This window comes from Pseudomonas sp. LPB0260, assembly GCF_013388395.1.
This window is the reverse complement of the sequence record NZ_CP058247.1, coordinates 3089808-3111749: the sequence shown is the minus strand read 5'-3', so window position 1 is coordinate 3111749 and position 21942 is coordinate 3089808. Positions and strand designations below refer to the sequence as shown.

Annotated in this window: 16 protein-coding genes and 1 pseudogene; 3 read left to right on the top strand and 14 right to left on the bottom strand. The window is 63.7% G+C overall.

What is annotated here, in order from left to right; translation table 11 throughout:
• Nucleotides 1-29: 29 nt before the first annotated feature.
• The 4 genes from LPB260_RS14105 to glyA form a co-directional block, all read right to left on the bottom strand.
• Nucleotides 30-3047 (bottom strand): sarcosine oxidase subunit alpha, encoded by a 3018-nt coding sequence (locus LPB260_RS14105; RefSeq protein ID WP_208709660.1) that lies wholly within the window; start codon nucleotides 3045-3047, stop codon nucleotides 30-32.
• Nucleotides 3044-3373 (bottom strand): sarcosine oxidase subunit delta, encoded by a 330-nt coding sequence (locus LPB260_RS14100; protein WP_208709658.1) that lies wholly within the window; start codon nucleotides 3371-3373, stop codon nucleotides 3044-3046. The genes LPB260_RS14105 and LPB260_RS14100 overlap by 4 nt, the downstream gene beginning before the upstream one ends.
• A 16-nt stretch (nucleotides 3374-3389) precedes the next feature.
• Complete coding sequence (locus tag LPB260_RS14095; protein WP_208709656.1) at nucleotides 3390-4640, bottom strand: sarcosine oxidase subunit beta family protein; 1251 nt, start codon at nucleotides 4638-4640, stop codon at nucleotides 3390-3392.
• Nucleotides 4641-4701: 61 nt separating this feature from the next.
• A complete protein-coding gene (gene glyA / locus LPB260_RS14090) occupies nucleotides 4702-5955 on the bottom strand; it encodes a serine hydroxymethyltransferase (protein WP_208709654.1) in 1254 nt (417 codons plus the stop codon).
• Nucleotides 5956-6383: 428 nt separating this feature from the next.
• Between glyA and LPB260_RS14085 the strand changes: the two genes are divergently transcribed.
• Complete coding sequence (locus LPB260_RS14085) at nucleotides 6384-7400, top strand: GlxA family transcriptional regulator (RefSeq protein ID WP_208709652.1); 1017 nt, start codon at nucleotides 6384-6386, stop codon at nucleotides 7398-7400.
• A gap of 206 nt (nucleotides 7401-7606) precedes the next feature.
• Here LPB260_RS14085 and LPB260_RS14080 read toward each other — a convergent pair whose 3' ends face one another.
• The 5 genes from LPB260_RS14080 to LPB260_RS14060 all read right to left on the bottom strand — a co-directional run bounded on the left by LPB260_RS14080 (nucleotide 7607) and on the right by LPB260_RS14060 (nucleotide 13736).
• Entirely contained in the window at nucleotides 7607-9064 is a 1458-nt protein-coding gene (locus LPB260_RS14080) for a sodium:solute symporter (protein ID WP_208709650.1), read from the bottom strand.
• A gap of 245 nt (nucleotides 9065-9309) precedes the next feature.
• Nucleotides 9310-9618 carry a hypothetical protein gene (locus LPB260_RS14075; protein WP_208709648.1) on the bottom strand — a complete coding sequence of 103 codons (309 nt, stop codon included), beginning with the start codon at nucleotides 9616-9618 and terminating at the stop codon, nucleotides 9310-9312.
• A gap of 83 nt (nucleotides 9619-9701) precedes the next feature.
• Complete coding sequence (locus LPB260_RS14070; protein WP_208709646.1) at nucleotides 9702-10913, bottom strand: M24 family metallopeptidase; 1212 nt, start codon at nucleotides 10911-10913, stop codon at nucleotides 9702-9704.
• Between the two features lie 365 nt (nucleotides 10914-11278).
• Nucleotides 11279-12286, bottom strand: coding sequence for a GlxA family transcriptional regulator (locus tag LPB260_RS14065; RefSeq protein ID WP_208709643.1), 1008 nt, complete (start codon nucleotides 12284-12286; stop codon nucleotides 11279-11281).
• A gap of 70 nt (nucleotides 12287-12356) precedes the next feature.
• Nucleotides 12357-13736, bottom strand: coding sequence for an L-serine ammonia-lyase (locus tag LPB260_RS14060; protein WP_208709641.1), 1380 nt, complete (start codon nucleotides 13734-13736; stop codon nucleotides 12357-12359).
• Between the two features lie 356 nt (nucleotides 13737-14092).
• On the opposite strand from LPB260_RS14060, the pseudogene LPB260_RS14055 reads away from it, so the two are divergent.
• A pseudogene (locus LPB260_RS14055) lies at nucleotides 14093-14368 on the top strand (acetyl-CoA C-acetyltransferase); the annotation flags it as partial.
• A gap of 1286 nt (nucleotides 14369-15654) precedes the next feature.
• On the opposite strand, the gene LPB260_RS28920 reads toward LPB260_RS14055, so the two are convergent.
• Nucleotides 15655-16002: a LysR family transcriptional regulator gene (locus tag LPB260_RS28920; RefSeq protein ID WP_218281523.1), complete on the bottom strand. Its 348-nt coding sequence runs from the start codon at nucleotides 16000-16002 to the stop codon at nucleotides 15655-15657.
• Between the two features lie 261 nt (nucleotides 16003-16263).
• Here LPB260_RS28920 and LPB260_RS14045 point away from each other — a divergent pair, with 261 nt between their 5' ends.
• The gene (locus tag LPB260_RS14045; protein WP_208710233.1) at nucleotides 16264-17250 is read left to right on the top strand and encodes a YeiH family protein; all 987 of its coding nucleotides are present in this window, start codon (nucleotides 16264-16266) and stop codon (nucleotides 17248-17250) included.
• A gap of 349 nt (nucleotides 17251-17599) precedes the next feature.
• Here the strand turns inward: LPB260_RS14045 and LPB260_RS14040 are convergent, their stop codons facing one another.
• The 4 genes from LPB260_RS14040 to LPB260_RS14025 all read right to left on the bottom strand — a co-directional run bounded on the left by LPB260_RS14040 (nucleotide 17600) and on the right by LPB260_RS14025 (nucleotide 21926).
• Nucleotides 17600-18901: an MFS transporter gene (locus LPB260_RS14040; RefSeq protein ID WP_208709639.1), complete on the bottom strand. Its 1302-nt coding sequence runs from the start codon at nucleotides 18899-18901 to the stop codon at nucleotides 17600-17602.
• Between the two features lie 456 nt (nucleotides 18902-19357).
• Nucleotides 19358-20269, bottom strand: coding sequence for a metal ABC transporter solute-binding protein, Zn/Mn family (locus tag LPB260_RS14035; protein ID WP_208709637.1), 912 nt, complete (start codon nucleotides 20267-20269; stop codon nucleotides 19358-19360).
• Nucleotides 20266-21183 carry a metal ABC transporter permease gene (locus LPB260_RS14030; protein WP_208709635.1) on the bottom strand — a complete coding sequence of 306 codons (918 nt, stop codon included), beginning with the start codon at nucleotides 21181-21183 and terminating at the stop codon, nucleotides 20266-20268. Before LPB260_RS14030 ends, LPB260_RS14035 begins: the two co-directional genes overlap by 4 nt.
• Nucleotides 21183-21926 (bottom strand): metal ABC transporter ATP-binding protein, encoded by a 744-nt coding sequence (locus tag LPB260_RS14025; RefSeq protein ID WP_208709633.1) that lies wholly within the window; start codon nucleotides 21924-21926, stop codon nucleotides 21183-21185. The genes LPB260_RS14030 and LPB260_RS14025 overlap by 1 nt, the downstream gene beginning before the upstream one ends.
• Nucleotides 21927-21942: the final 16 nt, after the last annotated feature.

The following is a 21942-nucleotide window of genomic DNA, read 5'->3' as shown; positions in this document are numbered from 1 at the left end:
GCCGGCGCCTGGAGGTGAATGCTGAAGCCTCAGATGTTCTGCCTTTCTCCCTTCGGGTCGAGGAACACCGCACTGACGATCTCGGCCTCGATCACGCTGCCGTCGACCAGCGGCGCGAAGACCCTTTCGCCCATGCGTTTGAGACCGCCCTTGACCAGGGCCATGGCGAAGCTATGGCCCATGCAGCTGCTGAAGTAGCTGGAGGTCACATGGCCGACCATGTTCATCGGTACCGGCTGCTTCGCATCGAACACCAGTTGCGCGCCTTCCGGCAGCACCTTGCTCGGATTGAGCGGCTTGAGGCCGACCAGCTGCTTGCGGTCTTCGCGCAGGCAGTCCTCGCGGTTCATGCCACGCCAGCCGATCCAGGAGAAGGGCTTGTTGCGACCGACGCACCAGCCCATGTTGAGGTCGTCCGGGGTGACCGAGCCGTCGGTGTCCTGACCGATGATGATGAAGCCCTTCTCGGCGCGCAGCACGTGCATGGTCTCGGTGCCGTAGGGGGTCAGGTTGTACTGCTTGCCCGCCTCGACGATCTGCTCGAGCACGCCCATGGCGTAGTCGGCCTGGACGTTGACCTCGTAGCTCAGCTCGCCGGTGAAGGAGATGCGGAACACCCGGGCCGGCACGCCGCCGACCTTGCCTTCCTTCCAGGTCATGAAGGGGAAGGCGTCCTTGTCCAGGTCGATGTCGGTGACCTCGGCCAGCAGCTTGCGGCTGTTGGGGCCGGACAGGGTCAGGGTCGCCCAGTGGTCGGTGACCGAGGTGAAGTACACCTTCAGCTCCGGCCACTCGGTCTGGTGGTAGATCTCCAGCCACTCCATCACCCGACCGGCGCCACCGGTGGTGGTGGTCATGACGAAGTGATTGTCGGCCAGGCAGGCGGTGACACCGTCGTCGAAGACCATGCCGTCTTCCTTGCACATCAGGCCGTAGCGGGCCTTGCCCACGTCCAGCTTGGTCCAGGCGTTGGTGTACACGCGGTTGAGGAACTCGCGGGCATCCGGGCCCTGGATATCGATCTTGCCCAGGGTCGAGGCATCGAGGATACCGACGCTGTCGCGCACGGCCTTGCACTCGCGGGCCACGGCGGCGTGCATGTCCTCACCGCGCTTGGGGAAGTACCAGGGGCGCTTCCACTGGCCGACGTCCTCGAACTCGGCGCCGTTCTTCAGGTGCCAGGCGTGCAGCGCGGTGTAGCGCTTGGGCTCGAACAGCTCGCCGCAATGGCGGCCAGCCACGGCGCCGAAGGTCACCGGGGTGTAGTTCGGGCGGAACATGGTGGTGCCCATCTGCGCAATGCCGATGCCCATGGAACGGGCGGCGATGGCCAGACCGTTGATGTTGCCCAGCTTGCCCTGGTCGGTGCCGAAGCCCAGCGCGGTGTAGCGCTTGACGTGCTCGACCGACTCGAAGCCCTCGCGGGTGGCCAGCTCGATGCCGGCCGCGGTGACGTCGTTCTGCAGGTCGACGAACTGTTTCGGCGCGCGCGCTGTCGGCTTGTCGTGGGGCACCAGGAACAGTGCCAGCCCGGCCTCCTCATGGCGGCCGAAGACTTTCGGCAACTCGCCGCTCACAGGCTTGAAGCCCACCTCGCCCGCCGCCTTGGCGCCGGCCTCGAAGCCGTCGGCCAGGGCATCGCCGAGGGCGAACACACCGTTCACCGCGCCGGCGCACAGGCGCTGCTGGAAGCCGTCACCCGGCACGAAGGCGAGCAGGTCTTCACGCCACACCGGGCGGCCACCGAGGTGCGAGGCCAGGTGCACCACCGGGCTGTAGCCGCCGGAGCTGGCCACCAGGTCGCACTCCAGCCAGTCGCCTGGGCTGGTGACCTTATGCGTCTGGGCATCGATGCGAGCCACCCGAGCCGAGCTGACGCGCTTGCTGCCGCGGGTTTCGACCACCGCACTGCCGGTGATGACGCGAAGTCCTTTCGCCCTCGCCTCCTCGACCCAGGCGCCGTGCGGATTGGGCCGCGCATCGGCAATGGCCACCACCTGCAAGCCGGCCTCCAGCCAGTCCAGGGCCACGCGGTAGGCGTAATCGTTGGTCGTCGACAGCAGCAGCTGCTTGCCGGGCGCGACGCCATAGCGACGCACGTAGGTAGACACGGCACCGGCCAGCATGTTGCCCGGTACGTCGTTGTTGGCGTAGACCAACGGCCGCTCGTGGGCGCCGGTGGCCAGGACCACGCGCTTGGCGCGCACGCGGTGCATGCGCTGACGCATCTGGCCCATCGGCGCGACTTCACCGAGGTGGTCGGTCAGGCGCTGGTGGATGGTGAGGAAGTTGTGGTCGTGGTAGCCGTTGACCGTGGCGCGCGGCAGCAGCAACACTTCCGGCAGCTTCTCCAGCTCGGCGAGGGCCTTGGCCACCCACTCGGCGGCAGGCTTGCCGTCGAGGGTCTCGCGACTGTCGAGCAGGCTGCCACCGAACTCTTCCTGTTCGTCGGCGAGGATCACCCGCGCGCCGCTGCGGCCGGCGGCCAGGGCGGCGGCCAGACCGGCAGGGCCGGAGCCGACCACCAGCACGTCGCAGTGCTGGTTCATGTAGTCGTAGCTGTCCGGGTCGTTTTCCCGCGGCGCACGGCCGAGGCCGGCGGCCTTGCGGATGTACTTCTCGTAGGTCAGCCAGAGGTTCTGCGGGTACATGAAGGTCTTGTAGTAGAACCCGGGCGGCATCATCTTGCCGCCGACCTTGCCGAGGATGCCCATGAGGTCGGTGTTGACGTTCGGCCAGCCGTTGGTGCTGTTGGCCACCAGGCCGCTGTACAGCGCCTGCTGGGTGGCGCGCACGTTGGGGATCTGCGCCGCTTCGGTGGAACCGATCTGCAGCACCGCGTTCGGCTCTTCGGCGCCGGCGGCGACGATGCCGCGCGGACGCGAGTACTTGAAGCTGCGGCCGACGATGTCGACGCCGTTGGCCAGCAGCGCGGCGGCCAGGGTGTCGCCGGCATAGCCCTGGTAGGTCTCGCCGTTGAACTTGAAGGTCAGGGGCTGGCTGCGATCGATGCGCCCGCCCTGGGAGAGACGATTGATCTGACTCATGCCTTTTCTCCTGACGCACGGGCGACCTGGCGAGCCGGCTTCGGCTGGCCCGTCACGCTCGGCTTCTCGCCAATCTTGTAGGTTTCGAATATTTCGTAGCTGATGGTGTCGCGTGTGGCATTGAAGTACTGCCGGCAGCCCGCGGCATGAATCCACAGCTCGTGGTGGATGCCCCGTGGGTTGTCGCGGAAGAACAGGTAGTCGCCCCACTGTTCGTCGGTGCAGGTATTCGGATCGAGCGGACGCGGGATATGCGCCTGACCCTTGGCGTGAAACTCCTCTTCGGAGCGCAGCTCGCCGCAATGGGGACAGAAGATGTTCAGCATGTCGGTATTTCTCCTGTTAGTGGGCGACGCCGGCAGCGCCGTGCTCGTCGATCAGCGCGCCGCTGTAGAAGCGGTCCATGGCGAAGGGCTTGGCCAGCGGGTGCATCTCGCCCTTGGCCAGGCTGGCGGCAAATACATGGCCGGAACCCGGCGTGGCCTTGAAGCCACCGGTACCCCAGCCGCAGTTGAAGAACAGGTTCTTCACCGGGGTCTTGCTGATGATCGGGCAGGCATCCGGACAGGTGTCGACGATGCCGCCCCACTGGCGGTTCATGCGCACCCGCGAGAGGATCGGGAACAGCTCGACGATGGCCTGCAGGGTGTGTTCGATGGTCGGGTAGGAACCGCGCTGACCGTAGCCGTTGTAGCCGTCGATGCCGGCGCCGATGACCAGGTCGCCCTTGTCCGACTGGCTGATGTAGCCGTGTACGGCGTTGGACATGATCACGCTGTCGATGATCGGCTTGATCGGCTCGGAGACCAGGGCCTGCAGCGGGTGCGATTCGAGCGGCAGGCGGAAGCCGGCCAGCTTGGCCATGTGCCCGGAGTTGCCCGCCGTCACGACGCCCACCCTCTTGCCGCCGATGAAACCACGGGTGGTCTCGACGCCGATGCACGCGCCGTTTTCCTTGCGGAAACCGATCACTTCGGTCTGCTGGATCAGGTCGACGCCCAGGGCGTCGGCGGCGCGGGCATAGCCCCAGGCCACCGCATCGTGACGGGCGACACCGCCGCGACGCTGCAGGGAAGCGCCCATTACCGGGTAACGGGTGTTCTTGCTGCAATCCATGAAGGGGATCAGTTCCTCGACCTGCTTGGCGTTGAGCACCTCGCCGTCGATGCCGTTGAGGCGGTTGGCACTGACCCGGCGCTCGATGTCGCGCATGTCCTGCAGGGTGTGGCCGAGGTTGAACACGCCGCGCTGGGAGAACATGACGTTGTAGTTGAGGTCCTGAGACAGGCCTTCCCACAGCTTCATGGCGTGCTCGTAGAGCTGCGCCGACTCGTCCCACAGGTAGTTGGAACGCACGATGGTGGTGTTGCGCGCGGTGTTGCCGCCGCCCAGCCAGCCCTTCTCGATGACCGCGACGTTCTTCACGCCGAACGCTTTGGCCAGGTAGTAGGCGGTGGCCAGGCCGTGGCCGCCACCGCCGACGATGATCACGTCGTAGACCGGCTTGGGCGTCGGGTTGCGCCACATGCGCTGCCAGTTCTCGTGGTGGCTGAAGGAATGCTTGAGCAGGCCGAAGCCGGAATAACGTTGCATGGGTATGCTCCTGAAATCTGTTCCCCCAAGCCTCGCCAGAGGCCTTGGGGTGAGGGAAAACTCAGCGATAGACCGGGTAGTCCGCGCACAATCCCGCTGCCAAGCTGGCCACCTGGGCCTCGACGTCGGCGTCGCCGAGGTGGTCAAGCACGTCGCAGATCCAGCCGGCCAGGGCGACGCACTGGGCTTCCTTGAAGCCGCGGGTGGTCACGGCCGGGGTACCGATGCGCAGGCCCGAGGTGACGAACGGCGACTGCGGGTCGTTCGGCACGGCGTTCTTGTTCACGGTGATACCGACGCGACCCAGGGCGGCGTCGGCGTCCTTGCCGGTCAGGCCCTGCTTGATCAGGCTGAGCAGGAACAGGTGGTTGTCGGTRCCGCCGGAGACCACGTCGAAGCCGCGCTCGATGAACACCTTGGCCATGGCCTGGGCGTTCCTGATCACCTGGGCCTGGTATTCCTTGAACTCAGGCTCCAGCGCTTCCTTGAAGCACATCGCCTTGGCGGCGATCACGTGCATCAGCGGGCCGCCCTGGGCGCCGGGGAAGACCGCGGCGTTGAGCTTCTTCTCGATCTCGGGGTTGGCCTTGGCCAGGATCAGGCCGCCACGCGGACCACGCAGGGTCTTGTGGGTGGTGGTGGTGACCACGTCGGCGAACGGAATCGGGTTCGGGTACAGGCCGGCGGCGACCAGGCCGGCGACGTGGGCCATGTCGACGAACAGCAGCGCACCGACCTTGTCGGCGATGGCGCGGAAACGCGGGAAGTCCAGGGTCTTGGAGTAGGCGGAGAAGCCGGCAACGATCATCTTCGGCTTGTGCAGGGCGGCCAGGCGCTCGACTTCGTCGTAGTCGATCAGCCCGGTGGCGGTGTCGATGCCGTACTGCACGGCGTTGTACAGCTTGCCGGAGGAGCTGACCTTGGAACCGTGGGTCAGGTGACCGCCATGGGCCAGGCTCATGCCCAGGATGGTGTCGCCTGCGTTGAGCAGAGCCAGGTAGACGGCGGCGTTGGCCGAGGAGCCGGAGTGCGGCTGGACGTTGGCGAAATCGGCGCCGAACAGCTGCTTGGCGCGGTCAATGGCCAGTTGCTCGACCACGTCGACGTGCTCGCAACCACCGTAGTAACGCTTGCCCGGGTAGCCTTCGGCGTACTTGTTGGTCAGGCCGCTGCCCTGAGCCTGCATGATGCGCTTGCTGGTGTAGTTCTCCGAGGCGATCAGCTCGATGTGATGCTCCTGACGGGCCTCTTCGGCGTTCATCGCCGCGAGCAGTTCGTCGTCGTAGCCCTGGATTTGGTCTTGTTTGCTGAACATCGCTGATCTCCTGCGACAGTCTGAAGTCGCTCTTGTTGGTATAGGGCCGCCCTGCGCCCGAACGGGTTAACCCCATCCCCCTCCCGACGTCCGCAATGCCATAGATGGCGCACCTGGTCGGGAGCTGGATGGGTAGGACTAGTTGCGATGGATTGTGCGAAAAGGCCCAAGGCGCCGTTTGTTCATTTCCGACGCGAATATGTTCGGCTTGCCCGGCAAGTGCGGGGGCCTCCGCCTGGCGAAACTGCCGCGACAAAGGGCTCCAGATAGCCCCCAGGGAACGATCGGTAGACGCGGGAATGGGTGTAAAATCGGCTGCTGGCTGGCCGTTCCAGGCAGCCCAAGAACAACAAGAGCCTCAGTAGACTCCTTTGCGCCCTCCTGCCCTGCGCGCAAAGGCGATAGCTACTGCAGTGGAGGTTTCTCGCATGGCGCAAACGTCTAATACATTGGAGCAGGTCGGCAGACCGCTCAGGGAAGCGCCGGAAGCTCGAGTGAAAACCTTTGGCTTCCTGCTCACCCCCAACTTCACCACCATCGGCTTTGCCTGTGCCATCGAAACCCTGCGCATGGCCAACCTGGCGGCGCGGCGCACGCTGTACCGATCGCTGCTGATCGCCGCGGACCATGAACTGGTCCGCGCCAGCAACGGCATGTGCGTGGTGCCGGATCACTCCATCACCGATGCCCCGGAGCTGGACGCCCTGTTCGTGGTGGGCTCCAACCCGATTCCGGCCAAGCACGACCGCAACCTGCTCAACTGGCTGCGCAAGCTGGCCCATCAGGATGTGCCGCTCGGCGGTATCTGCACCGGCAGTCACCTGCTGGCCAGCGCCGATCTGCTCAAAGGCCACCGCTGCACCATTCACTGGGAGGACATCGAGCAGCTCAAGGAGAAGTTCCCCGGCATCATCATCTCCAACCAGCTGTATGAGCTGGACCGCAACCGCTACACCTGCTCCGGCGGCACGGCGTCCATGGACATGACCCTGCAACTGATCGCCCGCGAACCCGGTGGCGCGGAGATTGCCGAGCATGCCGCGGAGCTGCTGCTGTGCGATCGCATGCGCGGCTCCCGCGAGCAACAACGGGTGCCGCTGCGGCAGAAGCTCGGGCATGCCCAGCCGAAGCTCAGCCAGATAGTCGCGATCATGGAAGCCAACCTGGAGGAGCCCCTGGAACTGGAGGAGCTCGCCCAGCTCAACGAGGTGTCGGTGCGCCAACTGGAGCGGCTGTTCCACAAGTACCTGGAGCGCAAGCCCAGCCAGTACTACCTGGAGCTGCGCCTGAACCGCGCCCGCGACCTGCTGTTGCGCACCGATGCGCAGGTACGCGATGTCTCGCTATCCTGCGGCTTCGCCTCGCCGGCGCACTTCTCCAAGTGCTACAGCCGCCTGTTCGGCCACTCGCCTCGGGACGAACGCAAGCAGAGTGCCCTGGATTAGCTACCGCGTACGCTAGCGAACCTGACCCCTTACGCTTAAACCTGAAGTACTTCTGATTGGCAGCTTGGTTGAGCTGATCGGGCCAGCCGCTGCCGATCGACTGGCTGATTTCCGCCACGAAGCGCGTTAAAGGCGATATAGCAGGCGCACAGACAGAAAAAAGCCACGGACTTTGTTGAGTCCGTGGCTTCGTCTACCCCCTAGACTTACCGAGCGCGACGCGGCACCGACACCCGCGCACGCGTCAGCATTGAGACCAGCACATAGGTTACCGATGAGGCCAGGCAGCCGATCAGCGGCCCTTCGACCCAACCGATGTCGGTGCTCAGCAGCAGCCCACCGCTGGTGAAGAAACCGACCAGCATCGCCACCAGGGCACCGGCCACGTTGCCCTGCCAGAAGGTGGAGATGAACACCGGACCGATCATCGCCGCCAGCAGGGTGCCGGAGCCGAGGATGCCCAGCCAGGACAGCATGAACGGCGGCGCATACATCATCATCAGCAGCCCCAGCAGCCCGAGTACCACGACGGCGACACGGTTGACGGTCAGGGCATGGGGCGAGTCCACCTCGGCATGCTTGTTCAGCGCCAGGCGCAGGTCATGGGAGGTCGCCGACGCCACGGTGTGCAGCATCGAATTGGCGGTGGACTTCATGGCGAAGATGATGAACAGGGTAATGATCCCCTGCAGCGCCGGGTGCATGAACGTCTGCAGGTACATCGGCATGGCGCCGTCCGGATCGGCCAGTTGCGGACCGAAGGCACGCATGTACAGACCAACCAGCGGGATCAGGCTGAGCAACGCGCCGAGAATCGCCACGTAGATGCCGACCTTGTGCATCTTCACGTTCGGCTTGAAGGCGAGGAAACGGATCGCCATGTACGGCAGCACCGCGGCAAACAGGAAGGCGTAAGGCAACACCAGAAACACCGACCCCTTGCTCTGGCCATAGGGCGCTGCGGTCTCCGGGTTGAGCAGACTGGGATTGATGGCGTTGAGGTTGGCCTGCCACTGCCCCAGATCGACGCTGGTGAACATCTGCACCATGATCACGATCGCCGCCAGGGCCATGCCGCAGACCATCACCGTGTCGGTCCAGGCCACCGCAGCCAGGCCACCCAGCATGGTGTAGAGGATGATCACCGAAATCATCAGCCAGGCGCTGCTGGTCATCTCGATATTCAACCAGGACGCGCCGAGCATGCCGACCGCCTTGATCTGGCTGACCAGGAACACCATCAGCAGGATGATGGTCATGAACGCCGCCACACCCTGCAGCAGTCGCCCGCCGGCACCGCCGCCATGAATCTGGCCGATGTATTCGGGGATGGTGTTGCTACCCATGTGAATGGCGCGATTCTGCATATGATTGGCGAAGAACAGCACCGCGATCATGATTGCCGGAGCGAAAAAGAAGTTGCCCAACAACTCGATGGCACCGAACTCGTAAGCCACCGCCGGCGACCCCATGAAGCCCCAGCCGCTGAAGCCGGTGGCCACTATGGTGCTCGCACCGACGAAAGCGCCGAGACTCCTGCCCGCGAGAAGAAACCCGCCTTCATCGCTGTCCTTGACCTTGCGCGAGGAGAGGAAGCCGATTCCGATCATTACCGCGAAGGTGACGAGCAGCAGGCCCCAATTGAACAGTTCATAGAAGTCCATTGTGCTTACCCTCTCTGTCCGGCTTTTTCTTTGGCGGAGCGGCACAGATAGGTTCCAGCCGCGATCAGGAACATAAGAATGTTGAGCGCCACGAAGAGCGTCAGTACCCAGGAGTTCATATTCAAAGCCTCATTCTTGTATTTGTAATAATTGCTGGCGAAGTAACGAAACGACTACGTCCATTCAAGTGAGGTAATGGGTTTCGTCACAACTCCGCACACTGAGTGCATATCGATTGGACTTGGTCAGGTTTTCCCTGTGTGGTGGTCTTGGACCCTGTTAGCCGGCGCCGTCTTTGGTGGCCTGGGCAACAGGTGATCAACCCGCTGCGAAGGTTTGCTCCATGCCGGGCCGAGGCGACTATCGCGTGCAAACTGCCAGGCGTAGGACTTCGACTCGCGGTGGTTACGGATGAGTCGCGAAACAACCAGCCGGTTATCTGGCTCTTTCTGTTTGTCTAGACGCAGGTCTCCACGAATCTTTTGAAAACAACTACGCCGCTTCCCGTCTGCCGCGAAAAACACCCCACCGAAAAACAGGCTGGATGTATTCATCTGGTTGCCTCCTGGCCGGTCGGCCTTGTTGGCGACGGTGGAGGAGCCGTGCCCCGCGTGGAAGGCACGGCTCCGGCCGGACATCACTTGCGAATGATGTTCTTCTCCGGCCCGTACGGGAACTTGGTGATGTTCTCCGCGCCCTGCTCGTTGACGATCAGGATGTCGTGCTCGCGGTAGCCACCGGCGCCCGGCAGACCTTCCGGCAGCATGATCATCGGTTCCATGGACACCACCATGCCCGGCTCGAGAACCGTGTCGATGTCCTCGCGCAGCTCCAGCCCGGCTTCACGGCCGTAGTAGTGGCTGAGCGTGCCGAAGGAGTGGCCGTAGCCGAAGGTGCGGTACTGCAGCAGGTCGTGCTTGAGGAAGATCTCGTTCAGCTCACGGGCGATATCGCTGCAGCGCATGCCCGGCTTGATCAGCTTCAGGCCAGCCTCGTGCACCTCGACGTTGGCCAGCCACAGGCGCAGATGGTCGTCGGAGCAGTGATCGAGGAACAGGGTGCGCTCCAGCGCGGTGTAGTAGCCGGCGATCATCGGGAAGCAGTTCAGGCTGAGGATGTCGCCTTTGTTCACCTTGCGGGTGGTCACCGGGTTGTGTGCGCCGTCGGTGTTGATACCGGACTGGAACCAGGTCCAGGTGTCCATCAGCTCGACGTCCGGGAAGGTACGGGCGATCTCGCGCACCATGGCCTGGGTGGCATGCAGGGCCACTTCGTACTCCGGCACCTGGTCACGCAGCGCCTCGACCACCGCGGCGCCACCGATGTCGGCGATGCGCGCGCCATGGCGGATCATCTCGTGCTCTTCGGCGGACTTGATCATGCGCATGCCCATGCACGGGGCGGCGATGTCGACCAGCTCGGCGTCCGGGTAGCGGTCGGCCAGCTTGGCGCGGTTCTGCAGGTTGATGTGGTCGTACTCGATGCCGATGCGGCGCGCCTTCGGCAGCGCCTGCTGGATGGCGACGAAGTAGTTGTCGCGCTGCCAGTCGGTGTAGACGATGTTGTCGGTACCGGCGGTGCGACGCCAAGGCTGGCCACCATCGATGTTGGCGCTGATGCTGACTACGGCGTCCTGGGTCACCACCAGGGCGTAGGGACGACCGAACGAGCAGAACAGGAAGTCGCTGTAGTAGTTGATGTTGTGGTACGAGGTGAATACCGCGGCGTCGATGTCCTGCGCTGCCATGTGGGCACGCAGTTTGGCCTGGCGGTTGACATACTCCTGAGCGGAGAAAGTGGATTTGACCTTTTCGCCGTTCTGAATCCGGATCGTCTTGGGCATTTGCATGGCGTGAATCCTTTTTGTTTTCCAGTGACTCGGTCCGCCGGTTTGGCGAGCCGTTGGAAAGCATTGCACCAGATGCCCGCAGGCCGTTTTTGTACGTTTCCGACCCGAAATTGGTCAGATCCGCTACCCCGCCTGGAGCGCCCTCCAGGCACTGGCCACGCGGCGGACAATGGCCTTCGGAGCCCAGCGGAACGGAGCCTGCACAAGGCGCGATCTGGCCCAATCCATGCACATAAACACCGACTGCGCGCTTGCCTCGCACCGGGCATTCGTTGCGCCCCCACGCGTTTCCGGAAAACAAAAAAAAGGCCCGCCGGTGCTATGTCGCACGGGCGAGCCTAAAGAAAATCCAGGCGTTGATTAGGTCAGTGCATGGCCAACGCAGCGCGCGGCGAACTGTTTTGACGCTCGCGACTCGGGGCCGCGCCGAAGTGCTCGCGATAGCACTTGGAGAAATGCTGCGGGGATACGAATCCACAACCGGTGGCGACTTCCAGTATCGATAGCCTCGTCTGCTTCAGTAGCTGGCGGGCCTGCAGCAGCCGCAACTTCAGGTAGTAACGCGATGGCGAACAGTGCAGATGCTGGCAGAACAATCGCTCGAGTTGGCGCCGAGACAGGCCGACAAAGCTCGCCAGCCGCCCTAACTCGATGGGCTCCTCGAGATTCGCTTCCATCAACCCGATCGCCTCCTGCAATTTCGGCTGGGCGCTGCCCAAGGTCTGCCGTAGCGTCAATCTTTGAGGCACCTGCTCGCTGCGGATGCGCTCCAGCACCAGGGTATCGCCGATCGCCTGCGCCAGCACAGGGCCATGGCTGCGCAGGATCAGCTGGAGCATCATGTCCGCCCCGTCGCTGCCATTCCCCGCGGTGAAGCGGTCACGATCCAGAACGAAATGCCGGCTACTGAGGACGACGCCGGGAAAGGCTTCCTGCATGTCGACCCGGTACTCCCAGCTTGTGCAGCATTCATAGCCGTCCAGCAGACCGGCATTGGCCAGAAGCCAACTGCCAGAACCCAGGCTGCCCAGGTGGGTGCCTCGATCGGCCAGCCGTTGCAGCAGGCGAATCTGCTCTGGGTCGCAGCGGCGCTGGATGTTTTCCGCTCCGCAGATGATCAACGCATCCAGCTCGTCCTCGGACGTGGCGGCACCGTCCGGCGTGACCAGCATGCCGCTGTTGGCCCGCACCGGCCGGCCATCCACCGTCAGGGTGCGCCAGCGATACAGGTTGCTGCCGGAAAACTGATTGGCGCGGCGCAACGGCTCCAGTACTGCAGCCAACGCTATGAGGCTGAACTCGTCGGTGAGCATGAAGCCGATCGTCTGGATCGCAACCTCTGCCGGCTGCTTCAGCGCCTGGTAAGCGGACATGGGGATATCTCCTCGGTAACGGCCTGGCAATGGAGCGGCAAGCGGCTCACTAACGAATGAATTACTGGGCTCAACACTCGACCGCGCTGACCGCCAGGCCACCGCGCGAGGTTTCCTTGTACTTGTCGTGCATGTCGGCACCGGTGTCGCGCATGGTGCGGATCACCCGGTCGAGCGAGATGAAGTGCTCGCCGTCGCCGCGCAGGGCCATTTGCGCGGCGTTGATCGCCTTCACCGCAGCGATCGCGTTGCGCTCGATGCACGGCACCTGGACCAGGCCGCCGACCGGGTCGCAGGTCAGCCCGAGGTTGTGCTCCAGGCCGATCTCGGCGGCATTCTCCAGCTGCTCCGGGGTGGCGCCGAGGATCTCCGCCAGGCCCGCGGCGGCCATGGCGCAGGCCGAACCGACCTCGCCCTGGCAACCCACTTCGGCGCCGGAGATCGAGGCGTTCTTCTTGCACAGGATGCCCACGGCGGCGGCCGCCAGCAGGTAGTCGACCACGTCGGCCTCGCTCACCGCCGGGCTGAAGCGCACGTAGTAGTGCAGCACCGCCGGGATGATCCCCGCCGCGCCGTTGGTCGGCGCGGTGACCATGCGCCCGCCGGCGGCGTTTTCCTCGTTCACCGCCAGGGCGAACAGGTTGACCCACTCCATGCCGCTCAGGGTCGAGCCGATCACGTTGGGCTTGCTCATCTCCTGCAGGCTGCGGTGCAGTTTGGCGGCGCGGCGCTTGACGTTGAGGCCGCCGGGCAGGATGCCCTCGTGCTTCAGGCCATTGTCCACGCAGTCACGCATGGCCTGCCACAGGCGCATCAGGCCGGCGCGGATCTCCGCCTCGCTGCGCCAGGCCTTCTCGTTCTCCATCATCAGCTGCGACACGCGCAGGCCGTGCTGCTTGCACAGGCTGAGCAGCTCGGCGGCGCTGGAAAAGTCGTAGGGCAGCCGGGTGCTGTCCTGATCCAGCTGGCCGGCGGCGGCCTGCTCGGCGTCGACCACGAAGCCGCCGCCGATCGAGTAGTAGGTGTCACTGTGCAGCTCGCGGCCTTCGCCGCAGAACGCCGTCAGCGTCATGGCATTGGGGTGGTACGGCAGGTTCTCCTCCAGCAGCAGCATGTCGCGCTGCCAGTCGAAGGCCACCGCCAGGCGCCCGTCCAGCTGCAGCTGGCCACTCTCGCGCAGCGCCTCGACGCGCGGGGCGATCTGGCTCGGGTCGATGCTGTCGGGCCACTCGCCCATCAGGCCCATGATCACCGCGGTGTCGCTGCCGTGACCGACGCCGGTGGCCGACAGCGAACCGTACAGGCGCACCTCGACACGGCCGACGCGCTCGAGCAGGCGACGCTCGCGCAGGGCACCGACGAACAGCGCCGCGGCGCGCATGGGGCCGACGGTATGGGAGCTGGAAGGCCCGATACCGATCTTGAACAGGTCGAACACACTGATGGCCATAGCGAATCCTCGATCACTGCGCACCATCCGGTGCGCGATTTGATGAGGATTTTCGGCCGCTAGCGGCTACAGAATCTGTCTAACTTCGACGCAGAGTTGTTCAGAGTCGCCCAATAGGTAGATCCAATCCCTGCCACGCACTTGAAGCGCTCGAACCGGACTCAGCGCCTGCTCAGTTTTCCGGCGCCACGACCGAAGGGCACTCCAGCGCTCACCTGTAGGCCACTACTCGGGTCGACAGCAGTCCTGCTCCGCCGTTTTTTCCCAGCCTTCGCTCAGCCTTTGAGGAAGTCCAGCACAGGCGGGGTGAAGGCCTCCCCGGCCTCGACGCCAAGCAGGTGGGCGGCGTTCAGTACGAACAGCCCCGCGCCGACACCACCCCGGAGTCCCGGGCCGCGCTCAAGCCCGCGCTCAAGAAGGACGGCAGCTTCACCTCCGGCAATGCCTCCAGCCTCAACGGCGGCGCCGCCGCGGTGCTGCTGATGAGCGCGAACATGGCCGAGGCCTTCGCCGCCCAGGCCCTGGCGGTCGGCAAGGTACTGGGCTGGGAAGCCGATAAGGTCAACGTCAACGGCGGCGCCAGCGCCTTGGGCCACCCGATTGGCGGCTCTGGCTGCCGAGTGCTGGCGACCCCGGGATCAGTGGATCCACTACAGTTTGGCGCCGGCCTGCGGCAATTGTCCGTTTCCCCGCTGCCGCCTATGTCGCTCGAAATACTCAGCTCGGTCTCACGACACGTGGCCCAGGCCCGAATAGCCCGCAAATAGCCCGCAGACGGGCAAAAGTCTGGCGCTCTTGGTAAACTCGCACGCCATTCTTCCTTGATGCGGATCCACGCACTAAAAGGGAAGCGAGCCGTCCGCGCTCTTTCGGGAGCACGTGGTTGCCACAGTGTTACGCCCTCCTGGCCGGCGGTACAAACGAACTTTGCGGCGGCACTTTGTACCAGCGCCTCAAGAGAACGCCCTAGAACCCCCGAAAACACGGCGGAAACGCGACAAGCCCAATGCCTCTAGAATCAGCTTCAACACCAGCAACCACGCGCCCTGCGCTGTCCCGCCGCTTTTCCGTGGCGCCGATGATGGATTGGACAGATCTCTAAATTTTTCTATTTAAAATCATAATCTTGTCAAACCATAGAAACTGAATTAAGCAAATTCTTTGCACTGTGTCGTGACAGAGGAACACCTTCAGACGCGATTTCACCTTTAGCAAGGCTTCCCAAGCTCATGACGAGGGTTCGATTCCCTTCGCCGCTCCAATTTTTCCGCAGCCTCCAGCCCTATCTGGGTTGCCCATACAAAGTTGGGGGCCGTTTCAAGCAGGGCATTCCGTCGGATACCTACTGATTTGCCATTAATGCTCTGACACAGCGATAAAGATTCGATCCCTTCCCCCATTGACCTTCCCAATGGCCTCGTGGTCTACACCGCAACCGGCAGCACGGTGTGTGCATATGAAAACGGGAACCTGCTAGCACAAGACAAGGTACCCAGAAGGATAGGAGTTCGCTTGTGCTCCGTACGATGCCAGTCATTAACCTGCAAACGGCATACATGCCAGTGCAACATGCTGGCGGGCTCGATGAGTCTGGGCATTTCCTTCGTCTACGCGAGCAAGTTCATCAGCCAGCTGCAGCTTCCGGCAGTAGAGCTCACAGTCAACCCGACTTCATGACAGGGCCCTTCGATCAGACCAATCTCGACCTCGAAGTTGGCCACCATGGCCACCACCGCGGCGCTATTGGAAATGGCCACATTCACCTGGAATTTCCGGGCACATACGTCGAAACTCCGCCAGCTATTGCGGCAGCATGTAGTTGTCGATGTTGCTGCTGGCCCCCACCCGCCCTGCTCTTCAGCGCGCCGACCTCACCCTGGAAATGCTCCTCGATCTGACTGGCGCCATCGAGTAACTGCTACGCCTTCGGTAGCAGCAGCCGGCCATTGTCGTTGAGCAACAAGCGCCGGCCGACGCGGTCGAACAGCTGGGTGGCCAGCATCACCTCCAACTCGTTCAGCGAGGCACTGGTGGCGGACTGCGGCAAGGCGATCGACTCGGCCGCCGCCGTGGCGCTGCCCGCCTTGGCAACAGCGCAGAAGATCTGTAATTGCCTCAGGCTTATCCGCACGGGCATCGACCGCTTATGCAGGTAGGTTATATGCATATAATCAATTTTTAAATTAAGCACAAAGCGCTTAGGTTTGCTTGCGACCACCAAGGAAACCGCCGCCATGTCTTTGTTGAAAACCAGACGCCTGGACACCCCCTACCCCCACCCATTGCGGCTGCTGGCTCGGCGCCTCGAAGTGGTACTGCCAGGCCCAGCATCCAGCGCGACCATCGCCGCTATGGTGGTAACGCTGAGCCGCATGGCCTGGTTCCAGCACAACGACTTGCCAACCTCGAAAACCCGTCATGTCACAACCACCGGCTGGAAGGTGAGCACATGACAATCAAGCAGCACCACACGATCCCGCCCAGCCACAGTCAGCCCCAGGATGAGGCGGTGCCGACCTCCTGGCTGATGGAACGCAAACAGCGCCTGGCCTTGCTGTTGCCGGGCGTGATCGCCTCGGCCGTGGTTGCCGCCAGCGCCGCCTTCCTCTCCGAGCACTACGGTGCGCCGGTGATGCTCATGGCGCTGCTGCTGGGCATGGCCCTGGGCTTTCTCTCCGAGGAGGGGCGCGCGGTCGCCGGCATCCGTTTCACCTCCAGCACCATCCTGCGCATCGGCGTGGCGCTGCTCGGCATGCGCATCACCCTGGAGCAGATCCTCTCGCTGGGCAGCACGCTGATGGCGGTGGTGATAGGCGCGGTGTTCCTGACCATCAGCTTCGGCATCCTCCTCTCCCGCCTGCTCGGCCAGTCGCGGGATTTCGGTGTTCTCAGCGGCGGCAGCGTGGGCATCTGCGGCGCCTCGGCGGCCCTGGCCATCTCCGCGGTGCTGCCGCAGAACAAGGACAGCGAGCGCAACACCATCTTCACCGTGATCAGCGTCACCGCGCTGAGCACCATCGCCATGATCGCCTACCCGCCGATCGCCCAATGGCTCGGGCTGGACGCCCAGCAGGCCGGGGTGTTCCTCGGCGCCACTATCCATGACGTGGCCCAGGTGGTCGGTGCCGGCTACAGCATGTCGGACGAAACCGGCGACAGCGCCACGGTGATCAAGCTGCTGCGCGTGGCCATGCTGGTGCCCATCGTCTTCAGCCTGTCGCTGCTGCTGCGCAAGCACAGCGAGGGGCCGCGCCCGGCCTTGCCGCTGCCATTGTTCATCATCTTCTTCGTGCTCTTCGTCGCCCTCAACAGCAGCGGCGTGGCCTCGGCGCAGGTGCAGGCGTTCGCCAGCGACGTCTCGCGCTGGTGCCTGATCACAGCCATTGCCGCCCTGGGCATGAAGACCTCGCTGAAGTCGCTGCTGGAGGTTGGTTGGCGCCCGGCGACCCTGCTGATCAGCGAAACCGTATTTCTCGCCACGCTGATTCTGTTCGCGGTGAAGTGGCTGGGCTGAAGCAAACGCCCGAGGTGACGTGCACCCGCCTGATCGGCAGACTGCGGCACAACTGTTCCCCGGATCGTATGCGAGCTACAAGGCGCGCATTGCCCGGCTGAACAGGCCGAGCCTTCGGCGTCACCAGCCTACGAAAGTGCGGGCACACTCAACTGGATCCTGGCCATGCTTTTACTATCCTCGCGCAGTCCAAGCGCAAGATGCCGTGGGCCAAAGGGCGCCCCTAGCGCCCGCCCTCATGCGGCGACTCTCGGCAAAAGCACGCACGCCTGTGGACGCGCAGGAAAGTGGCGGCGGCAGTGAGCGCTACCGGCAACCGGGCACGCGATGGTTAAGGTCGCCAGCTCGCTCAGCTGATATTTGCCTCGACCTGGCTGTCGACTGCACGATCCGCATCCGCATCCGCATCCGCATCCGCATCGCCCACCGCCGTTTCCTGGACCATGGCCATCGCCACTTGGGACGCGGTGGCTGGAATGGCAACACAATGGCCTTGCTCATCCAGTGGCACCGCGGTGCGTTGCGTCATGCGGTACAGGGCGAACACGCCGACGCCGGCATGCACCACCGCCAGAAACCAGAACAGGCCGTTAGGCCCGATCAGGTCCATGACGGCGGCGGCAGTCGAAGGCCCCAAGGTCGCGCCTATGCCCACCGCCAGCACCAGGCTGCCGCTGGCCGCGACCATCTGTGTCGGCTCGAGGTTGTCGTTGGTGTGCGACACGCACAGCGAATACATAGGAAAGGACAGGCCGCCGAATAGGAACGCCACGCCCAGCAGACTATTGGCAGATAGCTGCGATACGGCTATCGCCACCAGCGCCACCACTGCGGCCAGCAAGGTGACCACGAGGATGACCCAGCGCCGATCATGCTTGTCGGACAGATGGCCGATCGGCCATTGCAGTACCACGCTGCCCAGCAGAATCAGGCCCATGAACATAGAGATGTCGGAGAGCGGAAAACCGATCAGCTCCGCGTAGATCACCCCCATGCCCACCACCGCACCGTTGGACAGCCCGACGGCCATGCAGCCAATCACGCCGAGGGGCGAGCTGAGATACAGCTGGCGCAGGCCCATGGGCGCCGGTGAGGCGAAGCTCGGCGCCGGCGCGACGCTGAGCAAAACCGGCAACAAGGCGAAGGACAATAGCACCGAGATCAGAATGAACAGTTTGAAGCCGCCCGGGTCGGCGACGTTGAGCAACAACTGGCCGCAGGCCATGCCACCGATCATGATGACCATATACAGCGACAGCAACTGGCCCCGCGTCTGGTTGGTGGCCAGATCGTTGAGCCAGCTTTCGGCCACTATGTACAGGCCGGCCATGCAGAAGCCGGTGATCACCCGCATGATGAACCAGAGCAGCGGGTCCACAAAAATCGAGTGGAGCAGCACCATGGTCGAAGCCAGCGAAGCCAGTGCGGCAAACACCCGCACGTGGCCGACATTGGCAACGATCCTGGGGGTCAGGGTGGAGCCCAGCAGGAAGCCCACGAAGTAGGCGGACATGAGCATCCCGACGAGTTGGGTGGAGAATCCCTCCAGTGTGGCGCGCAGACCGATGAGCGAGCCCTGCAGGCCATTGCCGAGCATGAGCAGCCCCATACTCATCAATAGCGCCCAAGCGGCTTTGACGGCGACGTACATGAGTGATGACTCCCCTATACCAAGCGGTGTGGTCGCTGCCCGTAGGCGCGGCGAGTGGACGGCAGGCGCGGCAGGCCACTGGAGTCGCCCACAGCGCCCCATGCCCATCACCGTGTACCCCTCTCAAATATCGATTGCCGCCGCGGCCCTGGTGATGCCCCAGGTAACCGCGCCCCCCTGAGCAGTGACATATCCCCCAGGCAACTGCAGGCGCTGGTGATCTGCTGCATCGCTCACGCCTTGGCGACTGCTTGCAGTGAAGAGCGCTGCGCGCCCAGCAAAAGACCTCGTACTGACCGCTGCGGATGCTGCTGACAGCCCGGCTTGCCAGGGCTGTCGAGCGTCGGGGACAACTCGCAATCAGCGCAATAGCCATGCACGATAAGGTCGCTGCACCGCATGCCCCAGGCTCTTCCCGAGCACTGTTTCCCCAGCCGGCCGCATCCCCCGGAAGCCCTAGCGCAGGCTGGCCAGAATGGTCGCGATGTTCGCCTCGAGCATGCCGGCATAGCTGTCGCCGGCGGTGCCGGGCAGGCCCAAGGAGTCGGTGTACAGGCTTCCGGCGATGGCAATGCCGCTCTCACGCGCGACCATCTGCATGCTGCGCGGGTCGATGCTGGTCTCGACGAACAGGGCCGGCACCCGGCGCTGCTTGAGCTGCTCGAGCAGAGCGATGACCTGTTGCGGCGTGCCCTGATTTTCCGCATTGATCTCCCAGATATAGCCGGCCTCGAAACCGTAGGCGGCGCAGAAATACTTGAACGCCCCCTCGCTGGTGACCAGGTAGCGGCGCTCGGCCGGAATCTGGGCAAAGTCCGCCAAGGCCTTGTCGTGCAGCTTCTGCAACTGGGCGATATAGGCCGCGGCATTGGCTTGGTAGGTCGCGGCATGTGCCGGGTCGACCCGGATCAGGGCGTCCCGGGCATTGCGCGCATACTGCATGCCATTGCGCGCATCCAGCCAGGCGTGGGGGTCTTCGCTGCCGGCCTGGCCGGTTGAGGTGAGGTGCTGCGGGGTAACCCCGGCGCTGATGCGGAACACAGGGGCATCAGCGCCGGATTTGCCGGCGGTACCCAGCAGCTTGTCGAACCAGGCATTGCCGGCTTCCAAGTTGAGGCCGTTGTAGAACACCAGGTCGGCATCGCTGGTCTTCTGCACGTCCAATGGCAGTGGGTCGTATTCGTGCGGGTTGGAGCCCACCGGCGCCAGGCTATGGATATCCACCCGCTCGCCGCCGACGTTGCGCACGATGTCGTAGAGGATCGAATAGGTGGTGACCACCTTGAGCTTGGCGCCGCTTTCGGCCCAGACCGGCGCAAACCAAGGCCCGAACAGGCCGAGGGCGATGAGTAGAAGGGTTCTGATCATGGGGTCACCTCATGCTTGATCATGGCGTTTTCAGGGTTGTTGGCGGGGCCGGCGGCGCATGGCGCCTGATGGCGCCGACGCCGGGTCTGCAGGCCGCGCCAGATCAGGCCCTGGCTGGGGGATAGAAGCAAGGCGGTGAGGAACAACAGGGTCGAGGTCATGACGATGGTCGCGCCCGAGGCCAGGTTGTAGGTGAAGCTCAGGTAGATACCGCTGAAGGCCGAGACCAGACCCAGGCCTGCGGCCCAGAAGATCATCAGTGATAGACGGCTGGTCAGCAGGTAGGCGGTGGCCGCCGGGGTGATTAGCATGGCGACAACCAGGACGATGCCGACCGTCTGCAACGAGGCCACTGTGACCAGGGTCAGCAGGGTCATGAGGAAGTAGTGGATCAGCTTGACTGGCAGGCCGTAGGCGGCGGCCATGGTGGCATCGAAAGTGCTGACCAACAGTTCCTTGTAGAACAGGAAGATCATGGCCAGCACCAGGGCGCCGATGATCAGGGTGATCCACATTTCCTCTGGACGCACCGCCAGGACGTTGCCGAAGAGAATGTGGTAGAGGTCGGTGCTGCTCTTCTGCAGGGTAATCAGGATGATGCCCAAGGCGAACGCGGCGGTGAACATCACGCCGATCGACACGTCATGCTTGATCCGGCTGTGCTGGCTGACGTAGCCGATGGCGATGGCGGTGAACAGGCCGGAAAACACCGCACCGATCAGCAGGTTGATACCCAGCATGTACGACAGGGCCACCCCGGGCAGCACCGCGTGAGAGATCGCATCGCCCATCAGCGCCATGCCGCGCAGGATAATGAAGCAGCCAATCACCCCGCAGATGATGCCAACCATGGCCGAGGTCAGCAGGGCCTTCTGCAGGAAGTCATATTCCACAACGGCTTGAAGGAAGGTCATCAGCAGGCCACTCCCGGTTGATGGGTGAACGGCAAGTCGCCCAGGTAGGCCTTGGTCAGGGCATCCGGGGTGCACACCTCGGCGGCGGCGCCGTAGTTGAGGATGCGTTTGTTGATCAGGATCAGCCGGTCGAAGTACTCGGTGGCCTTGCTCAAGTCGTGATGCACCACCAGTACCGTCTTGCCCGCGTCGCGCAGGGACTGGAGAATGCCGACGATGGTGCGCTCGCTGAGCGCGTCGATGCCGACGAAGGGCTCGTCCAACAGATACAGGTCGGCGTGCTGTGCCAGTGCCCTGGCGAGGAACACCCGCTGCTGTTGGCCGCCGGACAGCTCGCCGATCTGGCGCTGGGCGAAGTCCTGCATGCCAACCCGGCGCAGGCATTCCAACGCCATCTGCCGTTCATGGCGCCCGGGCTTGTTGAACCAACCAAGGTTGGGGTAGGTGCCAAGTAGCACGGTATCCAGCACGTTGATCGGAAACTGCCAATCGATCTCGCTACGCTGTGGCACATAGGCGACCGTGCGGCGGGACTGCTGCAACGGTCGGCCGCAAATCTCTACGTGGCCGTGGTCACGGGGAATCAGCTCGAGTATGGCCTTGAGCAGGGTCGACTTGCCCGCGCCGTTGGGTCCGATGATGCCGACCAGCAACCCCGCTTCGATACGCACACTGGCATCCTCGACGGCGTAGCGACCGGCGTAGGAGACGCTTAGATTCTCAACCCGCAGGGCCTGCTGCATATCTGTTTCCTCGCAC